At 54.7% G+C, this 19743-nt stretch carries 20 protein-coding genes; 2 read left to right on the forward strand and 18 right to left on the reverse strand.

The features are described 5' to 3' along the window. Positions 1 to 277: 277 nt before the first annotated feature. Complete coding sequence (locus FLS37_RS02520) at positions 278 to 2110, reverse strand: hypothetical protein (RefSeq protein ID WP_157314349.1); 1833 nt, start codon at positions 2108 to 2110, stop codon at positions 278 to 280. 291 nt (positions 2111 to 2401) lie between these two features. Here FLS37_RS02520 and FLS37_RS02525 point away from each other — a divergent pair, with 291 nt between their 5' ends. Further along, entirely contained in the window at positions 2402 to 2776 is a 375-nt protein-coding gene (locus FLS37_RS02525) for a hypothetical protein (protein ID WP_157314350.1), read from the forward strand. Positions 2777 to 2891: 115 nt separating this feature from the next. Here FLS37_RS02525 and gspN read toward each other — a convergent pair whose 3' ends face one another. The 17 genes from gspN to FLS37_RS02610 all read right to left on the reverse strand — a co-directional run bounded on the left by gspN (position 2892) and on the right by FLS37_RS02610 (position 17808). Next, on the reverse strand, positions 2892 to 3629 hold the full coding sequence (gene gspN, locus FLS37_RS02530; RefSeq protein ID WP_157314351.1) for a type II secretion system protein N: 738 nt from the start codon (positions 3627 to 3629) through the stop codon (positions 2892 to 2894). Then, a complete protein-coding gene (gene gspM, locus FLS37_RS02535) occupies positions 3626 to 4099 on the reverse strand; it encodes a type II secretion system protein GspM (protein ID WP_157314352.1) in 474 nt (157 codons plus the stop codon). Before gspM ends, gspN begins: the two co-directional genes overlap by 4 nt. After that, positions 4096 to 5139: a type II secretion system protein GspL gene (gene gspL, locus FLS37_RS02540; RefSeq protein WP_157314353.1), complete on the reverse strand. Its 1044-nt coding sequence runs from the start codon at positions 5137 to 5139 to the stop codon at positions 4096 to 4098. The genes gspM and gspL overlap by 4 nt, the downstream gene beginning before the upstream one ends. Before the next feature lie 258 nt (positions 5140 to 5397). Further along, positions 5398 to 6831, reverse strand: a complete 1434-nt coding sequence (cysN, locus tag FLS37_RS02545) for a sulfate adenylyltransferase subunit CysN (protein ID WP_157314354.1) — start codon at positions 6829 to 6831, stop codon at positions 5398 to 5400. 168 nt (positions 6832 to 6999) lie between these two features. Next, positions 7000 to 7926: a sulfate adenylyltransferase subunit CysD gene (gene cysD / locus FLS37_RS02550; protein WP_157314355.1), complete on the reverse strand. Its 927-nt coding sequence runs from the start codon at positions 7924 to 7926 to the stop codon at positions 7000 to 7002. Positions 7927 to 8114: 188 nt separating this feature from the next. Continuing rightward, the gene (gene rsfS / locus FLS37_RS02555) at positions 8115 to 8501 is read right to left on the reverse strand and encodes a ribosome silencing factor (RefSeq protein WP_157314356.1); all 387 of its coding nucleotides are present in this window, start codon (positions 8499 to 8501) and stop codon (positions 8115 to 8117) included. A 10-nt stretch (positions 8502 to 8511) separates the two neighbouring features. Further along, on the reverse strand, positions 8512 to 9150 hold the full coding sequence (nadD, locus tag FLS37_RS02560; RefSeq protein WP_157314357.1) for a nicotinate-nucleotide adenylyltransferase: 639 nt from the start codon (positions 9148 to 9150) through the stop codon (positions 8512 to 8514). A 15-nt stretch (positions 9151 to 9165) separates the two neighbouring features. After that, positions 9166 to 9672: a hypothetical protein gene (locus FLS37_RS02565; protein ID WP_157314358.1), complete on the reverse strand. Its 507-nt coding sequence runs from the start codon at positions 9670 to 9672 to the stop codon at positions 9166 to 9168. 59 nt (positions 9673 to 9731) lie between these two features. Beyond that, the gene (locus FLS37_RS02570; protein ID WP_157314359.1) at positions 9732 to 10007 is read right to left on the reverse strand and encodes a chorismate mutase; all 276 of its coding nucleotides are present in this window, start codon (positions 10005 to 10007) and stop codon (positions 9732 to 9734) included. Continuing rightward, on the reverse strand, positions 10007 to 11263 hold the full coding sequence (locus FLS37_RS02575; RefSeq protein WP_157314360.1) for a glutamate-5-semialdehyde dehydrogenase: 1257 nt from the start codon (positions 11261 to 11263) through the stop codon (positions 10007 to 10009). The genes FLS37_RS02570 and FLS37_RS02575 overlap by 1 nt, the downstream gene beginning before the upstream one ends. A 104-nt stretch (positions 11264 to 11367) precedes the next feature. Beyond that, positions 11368 to 12171: a serine protease gene (locus FLS37_RS02580; RefSeq protein ID WP_157314361.1), complete on the reverse strand. Its 804-nt coding sequence runs from the start codon at positions 12169 to 12171 to the stop codon at positions 11368 to 11370. 84 nt (positions 12172 to 12255) lie between these two features. Beyond that, positions 12256 to 12771, reverse strand: coding sequence for a histone (locus FLS37_RS02585; RefSeq protein ID WP_157314362.1), 516 nt, complete (start codon positions 12769 to 12771; stop codon positions 12256 to 12258). Positions 12772 to 12921: 150 nt separating this feature from the next. Beyond that, positions 12922 to 14223, reverse strand: coding sequence for an ATP-binding protein (locus FLS37_RS02590; RefSeq protein WP_157314363.1), 1302 nt, complete (start codon positions 14221 to 14223; stop codon positions 12922 to 12924). Between the two features lie 452 nt (positions 14224 to 14675). Further along, positions 14676 to 15404, reverse strand: coding sequence for a two-component system response regulator RstA (rstA, locus tag FLS37_RS02595; RefSeq protein WP_157314364.1), 729 nt, complete (start codon positions 15402 to 15404; stop codon positions 14676 to 14678). Then, complete coding sequence (locus FLS37_RS02600) at positions 15401 to 16036, reverse strand: HugZ family protein (RefSeq protein WP_157314365.1); 636 nt, start codon at positions 16034 to 16036, stop codon at positions 15401 to 15403. Before FLS37_RS02600 ends, rstA begins: the two co-directional genes overlap by 4 nt. 220 nt (positions 16037 to 16256) lie before the next feature. Further along, a complete protein-coding gene (locus FLS37_RS02605) occupies positions 16257 to 16916 on the reverse strand; it encodes a nucleotidyltransferase family protein (RefSeq protein ID WP_157314366.1) in 660 nt (219 codons plus the stop codon). Continuing rightward, a complete protein-coding gene (locus tag FLS37_RS02610) occupies positions 16906 to 17808 on the reverse strand; it encodes a LysR family transcriptional regulator (protein ID WP_157314367.1) in 903 nt (300 codons plus the stop codon). The genes FLS37_RS02605 and FLS37_RS02610 overlap by 11 nt, the downstream gene beginning before the upstream one ends. A gap of 142 nt (positions 17809 to 17950) precedes the next feature. Between FLS37_RS02610 and FLS37_RS02615 the strand changes: the two genes are divergently transcribed. Beyond that, positions 17951 to 19372 carry an MFS transporter gene (locus tag FLS37_RS02615; RefSeq protein WP_157314369.1) on the forward strand — a complete coding sequence of 474 codons (1422 nt, stop codon included), beginning with the start codon at positions 17951 to 17953 and terminating at the stop codon, positions 19370 to 19372. The last annotated feature ends 371 nt before the right edge of the window (positions 19373 to 19743 follow it).

Consider the following 19743-nt stretch of genomic DNA (forward strand, 5'->3'; position numbering starts at 1 on the left):
TTTGCAGCCTCACCAATGGCAACTCAAGCCCTGCCTGATTGGGCAGCCACTAGCCATGGCAAATTCACCTCTGGGATGTATCGCCCTGCCGAGCCCAGTGTGCGCTGCGGCGCATGGCCAATAGGCCATTTGCTTGAATGTCGCAGATATAAAAAACCGTCAGATAAAACTGGCGGTTTTTTTTACTGTTGTCATGCACCTACGATTCCGCTTCGCGCTATCGGGCCATGCTCACTTTTGACTCACACCATTAAAAACAGTGCCGCATCCAGCCGATTTACCAGCTGTTTTGAGACATTGATTGGCTACGCAAGCAGGTATTCAGGGCACTGAGAGACACGCCCAAATAACTGCAGGAATTACTCCAGGTATAAGCAGTGCTGATGTGTTGATCGGCTTCGGCATACCAGCGGGTAATCACCGCATCGCTCCAGTCTGCGCTGCTGGCATTCTGACTTGCCTGTACTTTGGCCACCGAGACCTCGCCACCCAGTGCCTTGATCGCAGCCCCTTTCCATTCCACATCGGCTAGCGTTGTCTTGTTTTTCAAGCTTTCAATCGTGACGCGCAAGTAGTTGATTCCTTGTGCATCAAAACGGACTTTATTTTCCCCCAATCCGATGGCATCAGGGAATGCAATATTGACCAGCCCGGCCTCTGAGTAAAAACGCTGAGTCAAGCTTTGATCGTAGAAACGGCTTGTCCCGGTGCAATCAGCGTTGGCAAAAGTTTCAACACGGTATAAAGCCCCACCCGCAGCAATTTTGGCATTCAGCTCATTAATGATTTCATCCGACGGGTTATACCAGCGTCTCGTCATCACCGGATTCGCCGCAGAAGCGTTCATCTCATAGTATTTTTTCCAGCCTGAATCAGCTTGGCCTTTGGCATAAAAACGCGCGCAGCCTATGCTGTCCCGAAACGGGTGCCGTACAAACAGCTGGATCAGCTGCTGATTTTCAGGAGCTGGCGCACCTGAGCGATAGAGAGATTGCCTTTTCTCGGCCAACGAGAAAAATCCAGTCGCAAAATCCTTTCCATATTGACCTTGGTCGCCAAAAAACCGCCATTGACCATCGGCCCCCAGCTTCAGAAAGGTTTTTTCACTGATGCGCGACATGCCTTTCGCATCGTTTAGTGACAGCAAGACCTGACATACTTTGAGCTTGCATCCCAGCACCGAAACCAGTGATGCCTGCAAAGCCAGCCCTGGATTCAACTCGTACTCTTTCCTGAGTTTCGCAATTTCATCAGCGCTGGTGCCGGCCGTATCCAGATACGCCTCATCCCAAAATGCGGCAAATGCTGCGGAATCAACACCGGACTTGGTTTTCAACAACTGATTCCACTGCAACAATCTTGAAGGTATCGCGGCCAGATCAAGCGCCAGCGTGGTGGCAACGGGCTTGGCAAGCTCTTTTGGCATTTCACTCGGCACAATCTGTACCGACGTGTCAGTCGTCGTATCGTCAACGGTGATGGCCATCTGCTCGCCAACAGAAATAGCATGAACCTTGACCAGATCCATCAGTTTATCCAGCCCCTGATGATCGGCGCTGAACGCTGTCGAAATGAAGTCTAGCTGTTTGGCATCGATCCCCAAAGCCGGGAGGTAACCAGCCAGCGCCAATCGCAGCTTTTGCTGTGCCGCTTGCAGCTTAGCCGAGTCAAGTGACGCCAGCCTGACCGGATCGGCAAAGATCACATCGGGAGAAATCCCCGCAGCCTGCGCCAGCAACGCGGTCGTAAGCGGGTTAATATTGGCCGTTGAAGTGGGTCCAACTGGCCCAGTGAGCACACTGTAGAATGTATGCCCCACACTACCCACCGTCCCCTGGGCCTGAATCACCATTGGCGCGAACAAACTGCTGACATCAGCAATCACCCACTGCCCTTTGGCATCTGACTGGGTAGTCAACACATTGCCATGCCGGTCTTTAATAATGATCTGAGCATGGGACAAAGCAACGCCATAAGCCGCAAGCCCGGAAACCGATTTGGCCAACTGGGGCACTGCGCTCGGGCTTGGGATGGGTGTATCTACACCACCGCCGCCACATGCCACCAGAGACAGGGACAGCACCCAGGCAGAGCAATGTCTGAACGACATGAAAACCTCCTTTTAGAAAGGAGGGAGCTTAGCACAAACCAAACAATTAGAAAGCATGTAGAAAGAAGTCATAGCCAGATGGAAAGTCACGACTCAGGATTTGCGCGAATCCAAACTCAGCAACGCCCCACTATCCACTGGGCTTGGGTAACGTCCACCTTTGCAATAGATGCCGAAAGAATTTTGGATTCAGTTAACACCAATTATTTGACAACAATCAACAAATTAAATTGACAAAAAAACAAGTTATCTCAATAATTTCAATCTCCCAACTTACCAAAAGAGTAATATATGTCATTAAGAAACTGTGCTATTGCTTGCTTTGCTCTACTGGCAATTTCAAGCCAAAGCGCAATGGCTACAAATCCAAATGATGGTATTTATGATTGCAATATGGGTTTCGGTGCTGATTACATTTCTTTAAACAGCCGAGATGCGACCGGGGTGCTAGTTATGCTAGAGCCTGCAAGTGGTGATTCAAATGGGTTAGCTGAATGGTGGTATGTAATCGGGAGCTGGATTAATGAACAACAGCTAAATGGCAAGACTCAAAAAGGTGGCAACTTCTCAGCAAATGTAAACAATGGCGTATTGCAACTGAGAATCGATATGAAAATGGGTAACGGGTTTCAGCCTTTCGACTTAACTTGTAACAAAGTAATTTAAACCAATATTCAGGTGAGTATCGTTACTTACTGACTGTGCGTCACAGCAACTTCAATTCACCTGAATGAACTAATACATTCAACAAGCTGTTAAAGATAATCTTTTCTACACCTCTTCAGAATTTCATCTGATATCCATTCGCTGTCGCAGGTATTTGCATGAGCAAAGGTGCAAGCTGCTGTTTGACTTTGTCATCCGGCTGCAGATTGATTTCACCTTGCGAGCCCACGCGCCCACCGGACAGCCATTGCAGTGCGCCTTGGCCGTTGACCGTGATGGCACTGGCGCCTGCGGGGTTGATCGTCCAGTTGGCTCCGCCGTCGTTCATCGTCAGACTGGCGCGCAGCGTGGTCAGTGGGCTCAGGGCGGGCACCAGCTGGCTAAATAGCGGGTCGATAGTCAGCTCGGCGCTGTCCCCCGCTTGTTTGGATAGCCGAGCGCTGCGCATTTGTGCGGTACCGCCCAAGCCCCAGCTGGCGATTTTGGGGATGGTGCGCAATACGCCTTCGAGTGGTAGCGTGACATCAACATTTTCCAGTGCTGCGCCGCGTACCCCTAGCACCAAACGCGCCTGACTATTGGCTTCACTGCCCGCCGCTTGGCCATTGAGTTGCCAGGCCAGCTGACCGCCCAATATGGCTTTGGGCTCAAATTGCCAGCGCAGATTTTGTTGAATGGCGATGCCTTCCAGCCCCAAGGCGCTGGCACGGCCAGCCCAAAGCGTGCCGCTGGTTTGCACCAATGACACCGAGCTGGGTAATACGGTTTGCAACATGGCCACTGGCATGCGCACGATCAATACCAGTAGCAGCACTATAAATAGGCCAAGACTCCATTTGCGTACGCGGCTCATGATCGCTCCAGGATGATGAGCAAAGCCGTGCCTTGCGCATCTGATTTGATTTGAATTGCGCTAATTTTGGCGGCCAGCTCATTGCGCAGACTGTGCGCCAAATTGAGTGCCTCATTCACCGTGGGCAAGCTGGCGCGCAATTCAAGCTGGGTCGGAGTGATCGAGCGAATATCGGCACTCAGCTGCTTGGCGCTGATCGCGGCAAAGGCGGCGGTGCGTAAGTCTTGTTGTGCCGCACTCGGCTGCAATACCGCAACCTCGGTTTTGCTACCGCGCATCATGATCAACTGATTTTCCAGCGTGGGCACGGCGCGCTGCAAGCGCGTGATTTCAGCGCTCAACGGCGAATACAGACCCCAGTACATCGCCGCACTGGCCACCAGCAGCAACCAGATTTGTAATACACGACGCTCGCGCGGGCTGCGTGCTTGCCAGTAGTGCTGGGCTTTTATGATCAGTGGATGACTCATGGCTGCAACTCCAGATTCATGCGTCCATCGGGCAAGGTGCTGCTCGTCACTTTGGCGCCTTGGGCATTCAATTGAGCCAGCAGAGTATTACCTGCTGCGGCAGGCAAGATCACGGTCACTTTGCCATCTTTGACGCTGACACTCTCGGCGCTCAGCTCGCCGCTCATTTGGCCCGCCGCGCGGTACAGCAGATCAAGCGCATCGCCACCACTGACTTGCCCGCCCTGCTTTTGCAGGCTTTGCCATTGCAACATGGGGTCAACAATCGGCACGCCGGGATAGAGGCTGGCGAAGGTTTGGCGAATTTCCTGGCGCAAAGCCACTTCGCGATTGGCTAGGCTGCGCCATTGCAATATCACGCTGAGCAATAGCAAGGCCACACATACCCCTAGTAGATACACGCACCAACGCCAATTATTCCAAAGGCTTTGAAGCGATACCCCCTTGGATTTATGACGATAAAAACTGACTGTCGCAGCCGGCGGCGCGCTTAACTGCTCGCTGCCCAGCTGACTTAAGCCCTGTAGAGCGGTCACAGCCAGCAATTCACTTTCATCACTCAGCCAGATCAATTCACCGGCACACCGCGCCATCAAGCCTTGCGCGGCGGGTGCAACACAATCCATCGTCGCTGGCAGCAGCGCAAATTCAGGAATCCAGCGCTGAACATCCAGATGCTGAGCACTCACCCAAGCCTGTAGCTGCTCGATTCTGGTAGTAGCAAGTACCCATACCTCGGATACGCCCTGCTGCTGTGCGCTGGCCAACCATTGGTATTCGTGCAAGGGGCCAAGTACACGGTCTTCCAGCGCTTGCGTGATCAGCTGCTGGCGTTGCTTTTCGCTGACCTTAGGCAGGCTAATCCGGTGAGTAGTTAGCCAGGATGCCGGAATCGCCAGATCAAGCTGCGGCGTATCGGGCCAGGGCTGGCCATGCCCATGGGCGCATTGGACACCTTGCGCATCAAATGCCAGCCAATCGTAAATAGCCAGTGGCGTAGTCTGAATTCTGACAACGACCCGGGAAACATGCTGAACCATACAGGGCTTACCTATTGTCGCAAGCTTGGCGGCTTGCGAAAGAAAATCTCAAGTTCGCTATTGTGCCGTCAAAACGATGACGATTTACACCGTTATGCCGCTTAGAGCCAAAAAAATGCTGATTTGCTGCAGTTTGCAAATCCACCCTTTATCCGGAATGAAAAAACGGCAGCCTTGGCTGCCGTTTTTTAATCAAGCCTGCTCACCCGGCGTGGCACCTCTTGAGGAAAGAGACGGCTGGGTGTGGGTGTGAATCACTCAGAGCAAATCTCGAATGTCTTTTGCGCCCCAATGCGGGAAGTGCTTACGCACCAAGGCATTCAGATCGGCTTCAAACGCGCGCAGGCGGCTCAATTCGTCCTGATCGGCTGCGCCGGCGCTCGCTTCGGCTGGCGCAACGATCATGCCAGCGGCAATCGTTGCATTGCTCAGGCGATCGATCACGATCAGATTACCCGTACCACGGCAATCGCTGTATTTATCGTAGGCAATCGGCGCGGTCAGCTCGAAACGCACCAAAGCGATTTCATTGAGCTTCAACTCAGACACATTCAAGTGCTCCAAGCTATTCACATCAATACGATACTGGATAGAGGTAACGCGCCCAAAGCACTGTTTACCGCCGAGTTTGACGATATACTCCTTGCCCACCACCAGCGGCGCTTCGTTCATCCACACCACGTGCGCGTCAAAAGCGCTGCCAACGTGCGGCTGCGCGTCTTGTGCGCGAACAATCATATCGCCACGCGAAATATCGATTTCATCTTCCAGCGTCAGCGTAATTGCTTGGCCTGAGAACGCGACGGTTTGCTCGCCTTCGTACGTTACAATCGCTTTGACTTTCGATTTTTTACCTGATGGCAACGCAACGATTTCATCACCCGGCAATACATGACCCGCCGCAATCGTGCCGCAGAAGCCACGGAAATCCAGATTCGGGCGATTCACGTACTGCACAGGCAGGCGGAATGCATCGAGCTTGGCGTCTTTGTTGATTTGCACGCTTTCGAGCAGGCCCATCAACGTCTCGCCTTCGTACCATGGCGTTTTGTCAGATTCATTGACGACGTTATCGCCACGCAGCGCCGACAAAGGCACAAAGCGGATATCGCTGATGTTCAGGTCTTTGGCAAATTCAAGATATTGCGCGCGGATTTCGTTGTAGCGAGCTTCGCTAAACTCAACCAGATCCATTTTGTTCACCGCCACGATCACGTGCTTGATACCCAGCAGCGACACGATAAAGCTGTGGCGGCGCGTCTGCGTTTGCACGCCGTAACGCGCGTCGATCAGGATAATCGCCAGATCGGACGTCGAAGCGCCGGTCGCCATATTGCGCGTGTACTGTTCGTGGCCCGGGCAATCGGCAATGATGAATTTACGTTTTTCAGTGCTGAAGTAGCGGTACGCCACGTCAATCGTAATGCCCTGCTCGCGCTCGGCTTGCAGGCCATCCACCAGCAACGCCAAGTCGATTTCTTGGTCGGTGGTGTTAAATTTCTTGCTGTCTTTCTGTATTGCAGCGAGGTGATCGTCGAAAATCAATTTCGAGTCGTGCAGCAAACGACCGATCAAAGTCGATTTACCATCGTCAACATTGCCGCAAGTAATAAAGCGCAGCATGTCTTTGTTTTCATGCTGTTTCAAATACGCCAGGATATCGCTGGCGATCAGTTCTGATTGATTTGACATTGTGTTCTTCCAATCTCACAAATTCGTACGAAACGACCCATCTCAAGGCCGTAGCGAGCAAACCAAAGGCAAGGAGTAGCACCGCAAGCAAGCGCAGTGGACATATAGTCCATGATCATTGCGCGGAGCGCACGACGCAGGATTTGGTTTGCGCAGTAGGCTTACCGCTTAGAAGTAACCTTCCATTTTTTTCTTCTCCATCGACCCAGAGCTGTCATGGTCAATGGCGCGGCCTTGGCGCTCACTTGTCGTCGCCAGCAGCATTTCCTGAATGACTTCCGGCAGCGTCGTCGCGCGTGACTCAACAGCGCCAGTCAATGGATAACAGCCCAGCGTACGGAAACGCACCCATTTTTTCTCGATGGTCGCTTTTTGTTCTGGCGTCAGGTATTGCAGGATGCGATCGTCATCGATCATCACCGTGGTGCCGTTGTAATTCACCACTTCGCGTTCGGCCGAGAAATACAGCGGTACGATTTCGATGTTTTCGAGGTAGATGTATTGCCAGATATCGAGCTCGGTCCAGTTCGAAATCGGGAAAACGCGGATCGATTCGCCTTTATCGACTTTCGAGTTGTAGATGTTCCACAGCTCGGGGCGCTGGTTTTTTGGATCCCAGCGGTGGTTTTTATCGCGGAATGAATATACGCGTTCTTTGGCGCGGGATTTTTCTTCGTCGCGGCGCGCGCCACCAAAAGCGGCGTCAAAACCGTATTTATTCAAAGCTTGCTTCAAGCCTTCGGTTTTCATCACGTCGGTGTGTTTGGCCGAGCCAGCGGTGAACGGGTTGATACCCGCGTCAACGCCTTCCTGATTCACGTGCGTGATCAGATTCCAGCCATCGGCGATCTGTTTATCACGCAATTTGTACATGTCCTGGAATTTCCAGGTGGTGTCGACGTGCATCAGCGGAAACGGTGGCTTGCCCGGCGCAAAGGCTTTTTTGGCCAGATGCAGCATCACGGCTGAATCTTTACCAATCGAGTACAACATCACAGGGTTTTCAAATTCGGCAGCCACTTCACGGATGATGTGGATGGATTCGGCTTCAAGCTGCTTCAGATGCGTCAGCCGTGCTTCGGACAAGGTATTCATGGCGTGGACTTTCACTGCTAAAAATCAATAGAGACGGAATCTAAACTTAAATTCCGCGTGGAAAAAGAACGTGTGGCTATATGCATAGATCGATTTCATCTAGGCAATCGGAAAGCAGTTTGGACAAAACAATGGCGGCCGAGGATTGATCCAACCCATGGCCGCCATTCAAGACCAACAAGGACTAATTATTCGTCAACTGTATTGGCTGCCGACCAGGCACGACCCATCGGGTTAAATGTTGGCTTCTGGCCGCCCCACAGCTGCTCCAAATCATAGTAATCGCGTACGGCTGGCAACATCACATGCACAACGAGGCTACCGGCATCCACCAGCACCCACTCGCCGGTTTCTTCGCCTTCGGTGCTCATGATTTCATAGCCTTTGGCTTTCAAATCAACCGCCACATTATTGGCCAGCGCGCGCACTTGGCGGTTTGAGTCACCAGTGGCAACGATCATGCATTCAAATAAATCGGTCAGTTTTGCTGTATCCAGAACCTGGATTTCTTTCGCTTTGATGTCTTCCAGAGCATTTACAGCGATATCGCGCATCGCGATCAAAGTTTCATTCATTGTATTTCCTTCAAAAACGGTAAAGCCCACTGCTCTCTATTTCTCGCCAAACAGGGGTGAGTGCTGAAACATCTTCCCCACGTGCGAGCATTTCCCGCACCAAAGTGGACGAAACAGACATAAGTGGGCTTGATAATAGGCTGATTTTACCCCGAGACAGGGTATCGGTGTTGGCTATTACGTGCCGAATGGCAAATTCCTTCATTAAATCAGTACCTAAATCAGCACTTAAGGTCGCAAAAGCATAGTCAGGCCGTGCGGCAATCAGCAAGTGCCCGATGTCGAGCAGCTCGCGCCAGCGATGCCAGCGAGTCAGATTCAACCAGGAATCGGCACCGATCAGCCAGACCAGCAAGACATCAGGGGTATCTTGCTGTAACTCAATCAGAGTGTCGATTGTATAGCAATACCCCTCACGCCTAACTTCCCTATCATCAGCAATCAAGCCCGCTTCACCTACAATCGCCGCCCGTACCCAGTCAAAGCGCTGCTGCGGTGAAACGGTTGACGCTGCGCGATGCGGCGGCAAACCGGTTGGAATCAGCCGCACTTCAGGCAACTGCAACTGATCACGCATACAGCGCGCCAATTCGATATGCCCGTAGTGAATCGGGTCAAACGTGCCGCCAAAGATGCCGATTTTCTGCATAAAGAAAGCTAATACCTAAGTTTCAGAAGGAACTGCAAGATTGAACTCAGAATCCGCGAATACCTTAAGCGCCCCTAGGAATGACTCTACAAAATTCAAGTCGATTGATTTCATAGTTTGCTCTTCATGTGCATAGCGCCACTTAACAAACCCATTGGATATCTCCAACAACTTAGATTCAAATGTGGCACTTGGCACGCCTTCAATTCTTGGATAGTTCCCAACAGAAACTTGGCTCTTAATTCTTTGCTGAATACTGGGATCAAGTTCCAAAAATAGCGTTTCTAATTTATGCCCAGTGGTGGCAACGCCGTTTGATTCAAGAAACAACGCCTTTATAAAAATCTCAGCAGAGAATAAATAGCACACAACAGCCGGAATTAAAGGAGTTGACTCAAACTTATCCCCTTCACGACTTAGTCGCTTTTCTTGCAATCGTTCTGCTGCAGCTAAGAAGTCGCAGGCTTGCTCATAAGCGGCATAAGACTCCGACGAGCTTGGCTTAACGTACAAAATTGCCATTCTTATTTCTCACTTATGCCACAGTGATTTGGAATCACCCACCATAAAGCCAACCACTTTCAGCACAATTTATGCTGCGCCACGACCTCATCCAGAATCAGCCGCTGCAGGCGCTGGGCAAAGTCGGGGTCTAGCCCGGTTTGGGCGGCTAGCTTGGCGGTTTTTTCCAATTGTTGCGCTTCGCGCGTTGCGTCTTGCGCCGGCAATTGGTGCTGTTTTTTCAGTTGCCCTACCTGGGCGGTGACTTTGAAACGCTCGGCCAGCACGCTAAACAGCTGCTGATCGAGCGCATCAATTTGCTCACGCAAGGTGAGAAGTTCGGCTGGCACACTCATTACACGCGCACCTCGCCATCGCCCAGCACAATCCATTTCTCGCTGGTTAATCCTTCCAGACCTACCGGGCCACGTGCGTGGATTTTGTCGGTCGAGATGCCGATTTCGGCGCCCAAACCATATTCAAAACCATCGGCAAACCGCGTTGAGGCATTGACCATCACGCTAGCGCTATCGACTTCACGCAGGAATTGACGTGCTTTGGTATAGTTTTCGGTGACGATAGCGTCGGTGTGATGACTGCCGTAGGTATTGATGTGATCCATCGCCTGATCGATATCAGACACCACGCGAATTGCAATAATCGGCGCGAGGTATTCGGTACGCCAATCTTCTTCGGTCGCGGCAATCGCGTCGTTCAGAATCGCTTGCGTCGCAGCACAGCCGCGCATTTCGACGCCTTTTTCGCGGTAAATAGCAGCAATTTCCGGCAGGATCAGCTCGGCGACGTTTTCGTTCACCAGCAGCGTTTCCATCGTATTGCACGGTGCGTAGCGATGCGTTTTGGCATTGTCCGCAATGCGTATCGCTTTGGCTGGATCGGCTTCGTCGTCGATATACACATGGCAAATGCCGTCCAGATGCTTGATGACCGGAACGCGTGCATCGCGCGAAATGCGCTCGATCAAGCCTTTGCCACCGCGTGGCACGATCACATCGACAAATTCGCTCATCGTAATCAGCTCGCCCACCGCAGCGCGGTCAGGCGTTTCGATGATTTGCACCGCAGTTTCTGGTAAGCCCGCTGCAGCCAGGCCTTCTTTCACGCACGCCGCAATCGCCTGATTGCAATGGAATGCTTCGCGGCCACCGCGCAAGATCGTGGCGTTACCCGATTTAATGCAGAGGCCAGCGGCATCGGCAGTTACGTTTGGGCGCGCTTCATAAATAATGCCGATCACGCCAAGCGGAACGCGCATTTTGCCGACTTGAATGCCGCTGGGGCGGTATTTGAAATCGCCCATATTGCCGATCGGATCGGGCAGCGCCACCATTTCGCGCAGCCCTTGCGCCATTGTCGCGATGGTTTTATCCGTTAATTGCAGACGGTCGAGCATCGCCGGCTCCAAACCATCGACACGCGCCTGCTCCATATCACGGCTATTGGCGGCGAGCAGCTTGGCTGCATCGCGAACAATAGCATCGGCAATCGCGTTCAGTGCGGCGTTCTTAGCGCCGGTGCTGGCCTTGGCCATCGCACGGCTGGCAGCGCGCGCCTGACGGCCAACGGTTTGCATATAAGCTTGAATATCCATCGTCTTTTCTTTCCGGAGCTATTTTTATAATCGAATCAGCACATTGTATCGCTTACTAGAAGCGACGTGAAACGGATTTAGCCAGTCGCCCGCCAAGCCGGGCTTTATTTTGGCAAAAGTTTGCCCGCGCCTGCGGGTAATTGCAGCACGGTCACGCCCACATTATCGGCCTGCTGGCGATTAAACCAGTCTGGAGCCGAGCTTTGCACCGCAATCAGCGTGGGCCCGGTGGGCAAATCTATCCAGATTGGCGAGCCCGAATCGCCCGACAAGGTATCGCAGCGATGGAAAATCGTGCCATTGCTGCGCAACTGCGTGAGTAAGCAGCCCAAATGGGCCGACAAGATCGTATCGTGGTCTTCCGCAAAGCCGCCCTGATTCACTTTTTGCTGCGAGCGCAAAATGGCCTGCATCAAGCGCTGCCGGTTTCCGCGAAATACCGGCATGGGGGATGGCGCAATGCCATCTTGCAGTTTCAGCCTGAGCAAGGCGATATCGTAGGGCGCAGCGCTGGGCTCGATATAGACATCATCGCCCTTATAAGTGAGCCCCTGACGAAACTTGGGGTGAAAAAGCTGCCCTGTTACCTGATAGCGTGCCTGATATTTGCCATGATGAAAACCCGCCATAAACCAGCGCCCGGCGTCGATTTTGCGTGGCGTCATCAAAAAGCAGTGCGCCGCCGTGAGCGCCAGATCAGGCGCCACCAAAGTTGCCGTACAGGTGCCGCCCGATTTCACTTCCAGTCGGCCAATCGCGGCATAAGGCGCAGCGTAGGGCGCAGCAATATTGACGCGATCATCGTGGCCAAAAAACAGGGCCTGCCGCTCTTTCTGCAGCTGCGCCTCATCCTGGGCCAACACCGCAGCGGGTAATAATAGGGCGATTAGCAAACCGGACAAACGCATGGGCGGCGCTCCTGGGGAGATCAACAGAACGTAAAAAAGGACGGCAAGCCGTCCTTTTTCAATCAGCGGAAAATTGATTCCGGATTATTTTTTTGCAACAGCAGAAGCTTTAGAAGCTACAGAAGCCGCAGAGGCTTTTTTAGCTTGTGCTTTTTGCGCAGCAGATGCTTTAGAAGCTACAGCAGAAGCCTTTTTAGCTTGTGCTTTTTGTGCAGTAGATGCTTTAGAAGCTACAGCAGAAGCTTTCTTAGCTTGTGCTTTTTGCGCAGCAGATGCTTTAGAAGCTACAGCAGAAGCCTTTTTAGCTTGTGCTTTTTGTGCAGCAGATGCTTTAGAAGCTACAGCAGAAGCCTTTTTAGCTTGTGCTTTTTGTGCAGTAGATGCTTTAGAAGCTACAGCAGAAGCCTTTTTAGCTTGTGCTTTTTGCGCAGTAGATGCTTTAGAAGCTACGGCAGAAGCCTTTTTCGCTTGTGCTTTTTGTACAGCAGAAGCTTTAGAAGCTACAGAAGCAGCAGAAGCTTTTTTAGCAGGAGCAGCAACAGCAAATACTGAAGCAGCAGCAAATACGGTAGCGATAACACCAGCAGCAATCTTGTTCATCTTCAAACTCCGATATTCTTTTTAACAGTATCCGAAAGTGGATACCTCAACGCGGCGAATTATGGAGTTTCACTACGATGGCTGCACTACATACTTAGTGATGATGTGTAACGTAAAGTACGTAGTTCTACTACAGCTTACTACATCATCTTACAGGGCATCGCCCGAGCGCATCGGCGTGGGCCAGCTCAGACTCAGCCTAGCTCCGCCGCTGGGCGCATCGTGAATGCTGACTGCACCACCGTGACCGCGCATAATCATGGCCACAATTGCCAGCCCCAGACCAAATCCGCCAGTGGCTTTGTTGCGGCTGCCTTCCAGCCGCGTAAACGGTTGCAGCAGGCGTGCGCGGTCTTCCACCGGGATGCCCTCGCCATTATCGTCGATATGCAGCGTGGCCGTACCGTCCTGCCATAGCAAGGTCAGATGAATCTGTTTACCGCCATAACGGCGGGCATTCGAGAGCAGATTGCCTACGGCGCGGCCAAAGTAATAGCTATCGACGTCAAACAGCGGGCTGGGCTGGCCGGTGGCATTGTCCAGCGTCGGCTCGGTGCCATCGAGCGTATATTCGTTCAGCAAACGCTGCAGCCACGGCACGATTTCCAGCGGCTGCACTTCCATGCGCAATTGCGGGCTATCCAGACTGGACATCGTCAGCCATTCGTCAATCAGCTGGTCGATCTGCCCCAGATCACGCTCGATGCCAGCCACTTGCGATTCACTATTGGCTCCGGCCTTGATCGCCTCCAGCCGATAGCGCAAGCGCGCCAGCGGGGTGCGCAAATCGTGCGAGACGGCATCAATCATGGCGCGGCGCGAAGCGGTGAGCTCCTCGACATCGTGCGCCATGCGGTTAAAGTTGGAGCCCAGCGCCGCCAGTGGCGAGCTGTCTTCCAGACTAACGCGCACGGAGAAATCACCGGAACCCAGCCGGCGGCTTTGCCGGATCACCTGAATCAGATCGCGCCAGAATGGCCGCAGCCACAACCAGGTGGGAATCCCCAGCGCCAGACACATCAGCACCAGCGCCAGAATATCCATCCATGAAATGCCGTCGAGCGACTCCAGAAACGAAATCGGCCCCAGCACCACCATCTGCTGGGTTTTATGAATACGGTGCAAATACAGGCCGCGATCACGCAATAAAATAATATCGCCGCGCTGCAATGAGGCCTTGTTTTCTTCCGACAGCACATAGGCATCGAGCGCCTCGATCTCCACTGGCACCGGCAGCTTGCCGCGCAGGCGCGACGCCTCGTCATGCCACATCGATTGCGGCAGATCGCCCAGCTCTTTCTCGATCAGCGAGACGGTCGACAGAAACATATCGCTCAGATAGCGCTGATTGGTGCGCTCGATCATCTGCTTGTAAAAACCGCCAATCAGCAACGATGAAGCGAGAAAACACAGCACGACGGTGAGGTAAAAGCGAATAAATACCTGGCGCATATCAATCCATAAACCAGAGACAGTGAAGCCACACAAGGAACTCGCAGATGCGCTCGCAACGAGTTGACCGGGCTGATCAATCGCTGCGCCAATCCTTGCACCCTCGCCCTAGCAAAACCACGGTCATGTTCAGATGACGTGTTGATGGCTTTTTGAGCCGTAGAATCGCTTTTGTCCCCTCTCCCTTGATGGGAGAGGGCTAGGGTGAGGGTGATAGGTTGAATTGATCGTCAAATCAAGCATTTCCACCCCCATCCCAACCTTCCCCCATCAAGGGGGAAGGAGCTAATTCAGTTCATTTTCAATCATATCAACACAAAATCTGAACACACCAAAAATCAACAAGGTATAAGCTCACAGACCATATCCAACAAGCTCTGCAGCCATATACCCAACAAGCCATCTTCAAAATAAATCTAAGTGAGTGAGCTTGATCAGCAACAGCAGCGCACTTACTCTTCCTGCCACCAGATATCGGCTGCGAACAGATACCCCTTGTTGCGGATGGTTTTGATTTTCAGCGGGTCGAGCGGATCGTCGTCCAACTTTTTGCGCAGGCGCGAAATGGCCACGTCCATGCTGCGATCCAGACCATCGTATTCGATGCCGCGCAGTTTTTTCAGCAAATGATCGCGGCTGAGAATCTCGCCAGCGTGGCTGGCCAGCTCCCACAACAGATCAAAATCGCTGGTCGATAGCCCCATCGGCGCGCCACGGTATTTGGCGCTGCGGTTACGTGCATCAATCTGCAGCTTGCCAAAATTGAGTACCGACTGATCTTTTGCCGGTGCAATCGCCAGCAGATCGGCGCCCTTTTGCCCCACATGGCGCAAATGCGCCCGGATGCGCGCCAGCAAGACCGATGGCGGCGTGGTTTTAACCACATAATCGGTCGCGCCAATTTCAAAGCCCAGAATCTGATTCATATCGCTATTGAGCGAAGTCAGCAGAATAATCGGGCCGGTGTAAAACTCGCGCAGCTCGCGGCATAGCGTCAAGCCGTCTTTGCCGGGCAGCATGATATCAAGCAGAATCAGCTCGGGCGGATCAGCCCGGACACGATCAATCACCTGCAAACCATCGGGCAAAACATCCACCGAAAACTCGAACGAGCGTAAAAAGCCGCCAATCAGCTCGGCCAGATCAGCGTCGTCCTCAACAAACAATACCCGCGTGTTCATGCAGTTATATCCCTTGCAATGTGTTTCAAAGCCTGTGCCACCCCGGTGGCATCATGGCAAATGGTGGCAAATTCAAAACGCCGGATCTGCTCGCCCAACCGGATATCACACCCGGCCAGATCCACGCCCAGCAGCTCGCCAGCGCCGATGACACTGGCGGCGATCAGCTCGGCCTCCTGCGCCAGAGTCAGCGCCGCAGCGCTTTCCCATTCATCGCCCTCAACCCAGCCCATGCGGCCAAATCCGGCAATCAGGCGTGCCCGACGCGGCCACAGTCGCCAGACGGAAAAATCGCCCATGTCCAGACAAGCGGCCAACTGAGGATTGTAACGCGCCAAGCGCGCAGCGAGCAGCTCATCCGGTGCTACAGGCTGCAAATCGCCCAGAATGGTCAATCTGGCCTTCTCCAAGGCCATGTCATCATCGTGCAGCAGCACGCTCACTTTATGGTTCTGCAGGATATTTTGCGTGTGTTCGGCCAGACGACTGATCACCACCAGCGGTCGCCCAGCTTCATCGGCCACCGTGGGCAGCCACGACACATGGGGATAGCCCGGCATGTGCGTGGAATGAGTCGCCAAAGCCAGCATGCGGCTGCGACGGATCAGGGCCATGACTTCGGGCCACAACATAGCGGTTTCTCCTTGGAGCGGTTTCTCCTTAGCAAGCGCCGATTTTACTCACTGCAGCGCCGCAGTGCTGCGCTTTCGCGCCGCCAGGGTGATGCAGGCAACAGATCGTGAGGGGCAAGCGGGACTGCTGCGCTGAACTAGGGGCTAAGCGGCGCGCCGCACTTTGTAAACTTCAACGCTGGCCAGCGCTATTCCTTTTGTTGGCCTCAGCATCTGCCCATCAATCTGCGCCGACCAAGGTCAGCCGGGGCCAGCGTTGCAGAAAGCGCTTTTGCGCCAGACGCGCCTGAAACTGCGCCTGCGAAACGCGGGCGGGATTGTGCCGCAGTCGCAGCGCAAATAGATCGGCCAGCCCCGTGTCGCCGTGCGCCAGCACAGGTGCCCAGATTTGCAGCTGGTCGGCCTCATCAAGCGACACACCTACCGCCGTGGCGGTTTCCGGCCAGCTTGCCATTCCGGCCAGGGTGGATGCAAACGGCGCAAAGCGGCGGCCATCTTCGCCGCGATACCAGTAATGCACCCCGGCCTGATTGGTGACATCCCAATCAAACTGCGGCATGCGCTGCGCCAATTGGGCTTGCAACGCCTGATCGCGCTCTGCGCTGGAGTCGGCGTCGGCATCATCCCAATACACCAGGTCGATTTCACCCGGCTCAAAATCCATGCCATGTATATGGCTCCAGACCAGATTGCGAATAGCTCCGGCGGCAATACACCACTGGGGTAATTGCAGCTCGCGCGCGGTGTGCAAGGCGGCCAGCAGGCTGGGGTTGGCTTTGACGCAGCTAACGATGCGCGCGGCGTATTCGGCGCGGGCTTGCTCGGGTGTGGAGGTGTGTACCGATTTTTCCGTGGCCGCCAGGGCCGGATCAGTCCGCATCGGCTTCACCGCACACCTCGGCCAGCACAGTGCGCAGCCAGCGATGCGCCGGATCGGCATCCATGCGCGGGTGCCATTGCATCGACACGGTGATCTGCGGCAAGGCCAGCGGCAGTGCAAAAGTATGCAGCCCGACGCGCAGCTGGCGAGTGTGGCGCTCGGGCACGGCGGTGATCAGATCGGAATCGCGCACCAGCGCCAGCGCGGTGGCAAAACCGCCCACAAAACAGGCAATCTGCCGACTTAGCTCCAGCGGCTGTAGCGCGTCATCAACCAGCCCTGTTTCCTGCTCGCGCCGCGAGACCAGAATATGCTGCCCGGCGGCGTAGCGCTGCGGCGTGATGTCCTGCTGGCTCAAGGCGTGCCCCAGCCGCACCACGCCAACAAAATGATCGCGAAACAGCGCGCGGGTGCGCAGATCGGGGCGGGTGTGGATGGTGACCACGCCGGTTTCCAGATCGACACGTCCCTGCTGCAATGCGCTGTCGTTCAGATCGGATTTCTGCACAAAGCGCAGCCGCACGCCGGGCGCTTGCGCATGCAGCCGCGCCAGCAAGGCGGGGCCGAAATTTTCCACAAAGCCATCGCTGCAGCGCAGCGCAAATGTCCGCGTTAGCGTGTACAGATCCGGCGCGGTGGCTGGGCGCAAGGCGGATTCGACTTGCTGCACCAGATCGGCCACCGATTCGCGCAGCTGCAAAGCCCTGGGGGTGGGCACCATGCCGCGACCGGAGCGCACCAGCAAAGGATCGCCCGTGGTGTCGCGCAGGCGTGCCAGCGCGCGGCTCATGGCCGACGGGCTTAAATGCAGGCGGCGTGCCGCACGCGCCACGCTGCCCTCGCTAAGCAAGGCATCCAGCGTAATCAGCAAATTGAAATCGGGTGGAGTCATGCGCCTATTCTAATCCGCCCAGCGCCGACACAACACCCAAAGATAGCGCCAGACGCACGGATCAAGTGCAAACCATGCACCTTCCGCCTGCTGTGGCGGGCGGATAAGGTATAGCCATCAGCCAGCCACCGGAGAGCTCATCATGAGTACGCCTGATTCTGTACCCAACGCGATACCCGCCCCTGTCCACCAACCCGCACACCCATCTACACATCACTTGGCCGCAGCCCAGCTGGCGCTGGCACTATCTACCCTGCTGGCCTCGCTGGGCATCAGCATTGCCAATGTGGGCTTGCCCGCGCTGGCGCAGGCTTTTGCGGCCTCTTTTCAAGCCGTGCAGTGGGTGGTGCTGGCTTATTTGCTGGCGATTACCAGCCTGATTGTGGGCGTGGGGCGGCTGGGCGATCTGCTGGGGCGGCGCAGGCTGCTGCTGATTGGTCTGCTACTATTTTCGCTGGCCTCACTGGCTGGCGGCTTGGCCAGCAATCTGGCGCTGCTGATTGCCGCACGCTTTGTGCAGGGGCTGGGCGCGGCGATGATGATGGCGCTGTCGATGGCACTGATTGGCGAAACGCTAGGGTCGGCCAAAGCAGGCCGCGCGATGGGGCTGCTGGGCAGCATGTCGGCGGTAGGCACCGCGCTGGGGCCATCGCTGGGTGGTGTATTGATTGATGCGCTGGGCTGGCGGGCTATTTTTCTGCTCACCGCACCGCTGGGTATGCTGGCCTTGCTGCTCGCTTGGCGCTATTTGCCCGCCGCACCGCCAAGCGACAAACAGAGCACATCCCGCTTTGATTACACCGGCACCCTGCTGCTGGCGGCAACGCTGGCCGCGTATGCGCTGGCGATGACGCAGCGCCAATTTGGCCTCAGCAGCTGGCTGATGCTGGCGGCGGCCGGGCTGGCGCTGTTGGTCTGGCAGCAAAAACGCAGCACCGCACCGCTGATCCAGCTGGCGCTATTTCGCCAGCACGCGCTGGCCGCCAGCCTGATGATGAACGGCATTGTGGCCGCACTGGTGATGACGCTGCTAGTGGTTGGGCCTTTTTATCTGGCGCAGGCATTCGGGCTCAATGTGAGACAAACCGGCCTGGTGCTAGCCATCGGCCCCGCCGTGGCGGCGCTGTGCGGCGTACCCGCTGGCTACGTGGTTGATCATCTTGGCGCGGCCAAAATCACCCGGCTGGCGCTGCTGGGCATCTTTGGCGGCACGCTGGCGCTATCGCTAATGCCGCTGCACTGGGGGCTGGCGGGCTATATCGCGCCGGTGGTGCTGATCACGGCCAGCTACGCATTTTTTATGGTGGGCAACAACACCGCCACACTGGCCAATATACCGGCCACGCAGCGCGGCCTGATCTCCGGCTTGCTCAATCTATCGCGCAATCTGGGGCTGATCAGCGGCGCATCGCTCATGGCCGCCGTATTTGCCTGGGCATCGCAGCAAGCCAGCCACACCAGCGCACAAACCGCCGCCAGCGGCATGCACACCACCTTCCAGCTCGCCACCGCGCTGGTCACGATAGCGCTGCTGATTGCGTTCAGGATGCGGGGGCGAGGTTGATGGCGACTATGATCAGGCGGGGAAATAGCACGTACTGTGACAGATCCTACAGAAGACCCGTCAACGTATAGCGATCAAGTCTTTTCCAACCAAGGAATGTAGGTTGATACCCATACAGGTATTACAAAAAAACCACGCCCAACACTTACCCTCAAATTACGAGCAGGGCAATTACCCTGTGCTAAGCAACCCTACGGTACTGGCGCGTTGCTTTTGAGGATTAATGAGCATCTCCGAGGGAGTGCCGCACCATCACATTCTGTCAGCACGACGCTATCGTTTTAGCTTAGCAAACGTCAGGCAAGAATGTGATATGCACTTCAAAGAAGCCGCAATTCTCTTTGAATAATCCATATGGACTACTTACACTA

Origin of the sequence: Chitinibacter sp. GC72 (assembly GCF_009760905.1) — a bacterium.
In the GTDB taxonomy this organism is placed as follows: domain Bacteria; phylum Pseudomonadota; class Gammaproteobacteria; order Burkholderiales; family Chitinibacteraceae; genus Chitinibacter.

Bases quoted from the DNA above. Each gene is read 5' to 3' on its own strand.
- gspM (WP_157314352.1), bottom strand. From the start codon at position 4,099: ATGAGTCATCCACTGATCATAAAAGCCCAGCACTACTGGCAAGCACGC.
- rstA (WP_157314364.1), bottom strand. From the start codon at position 15,404: ATGAACACGCGGGTATTGTTTGTTGAGGACGACGCTGATCTGGCCGAG.
- FLS37_RS02565 (WP_157314358.1), bottom strand. From the start codon at position 9,672: ATGGCAATTTTGTACGTTAAGCCAAGCTCGTCGGAGTCTTATGCCGCT.
- FLS37_RS02590 (WP_157314363.1), bottom strand. From the start codon at position 14,223: ATGCGCCAGGTATTTATTCGCTTTTACCTCACCGTCGTGCTGTGTTTT.
- FLS37_RS02605 (WP_157314366.1), bottom strand. From the start codon at position 16,916: ATGCGGACTGATCCGGCCCTGGCGGCCACGGAAAAATCGGTACACACC.
- rsfS (WP_157314356.1), bottom strand. From the start codon at position 8,501: ATGAATGAAACTTTGATCGCGATGCGCGATATCGCTGTAAATGCTCTG.
- cysD (WP_157314355.1), bottom strand. From the start codon at position 7,926: ATGAATACCTTGTCCGAAGCACGGCTGACGCATCTGAAGCAGCTTGAA.
- cysN (WP_157314354.1), bottom strand. From the start codon at position 6,831: ATGTCAAATCAATCAGAACTGATCGCCAGCGATATCCTGGCGTATTTG.
- FLS37_RS02570 (WP_157314359.1), bottom strand. From the start codon at position 10,007: ATGAGTGTGCCAGCCGAACTTCTCACCTTGCGTGAGCAAATTGATGCG.
- FLS37_RS02525 (WP_157314350.1), top strand. From the start codon at position 2,402: ATGTCATTAAGAAACTGTGCTATTGCTTGCTTTGCTCTACTGGCAATT.
- FLS37_RS02520 (WP_157314349.1), bottom strand. From the start codon at position 2,110: ATGTCGTTCAGACATTGCTCTGCCTGGGTGCTGTCCCTGTCTCTGGTG.
- FLS37_RS02580 (WP_157314361.1), bottom strand. From the start codon at position 12,171: ATGCGTTTGTCCGGTTTGCTAATCGCCCTATTATTACCCGCTGCGGTG.
- FLS37_RS02610 (WP_157314367.1), bottom strand. From the start codon at position 17,808: ATGACTCCACCCGATTTCAATTTGCTGATTACGCTGGATGCCTTGCTT.
- nadD (WP_157314357.1), bottom strand. From the start codon at position 9,150: ATGCAGAAAATCGGCATCTTTGGCGGCACGTTTGACCCGATTCACTAC.
- gspN (WP_157314351.1), bottom strand. From the start codon at position 3,629: ATGAGCCGCGTACGCAAATGGAGTCTTGGCCTATTTATAGTGCTGCTA.
- FLS37_RS02600 (WP_157314365.1), bottom strand. From the start codon at position 16,036: ATGTTGTGGCCCGAAGTCATGGCCCTGATCCGTCGCAGCCGCATGCTG.
- FLS37_RS02615 (WP_157314369.1), top strand. From the start codon at position 17,951: ATGAGTACGCCTGATTCTGTACCCAACGCGATACCCGCCCCTGTCCAC.
- FLS37_RS02585 (WP_157314362.1), bottom strand. From the start codon at position 12,771: ATGAACAAGATTGCTGCTGGTGTTATCGCTACCGTATTTGCTGCTGCT.
- gspL (WP_157314353.1), bottom strand. From the start codon at position 5,139: ATGGTTCAGCATGTTTCCCGGGTCGTTGTCAGAATTCAGACTACGCCA.
- FLS37_RS02575 (WP_157314360.1), bottom strand. From the start codon at position 11,263: ATGGATATTCAAGCTTATATGCAAACCGTTGGCCGTCAGGCGCGCGCT.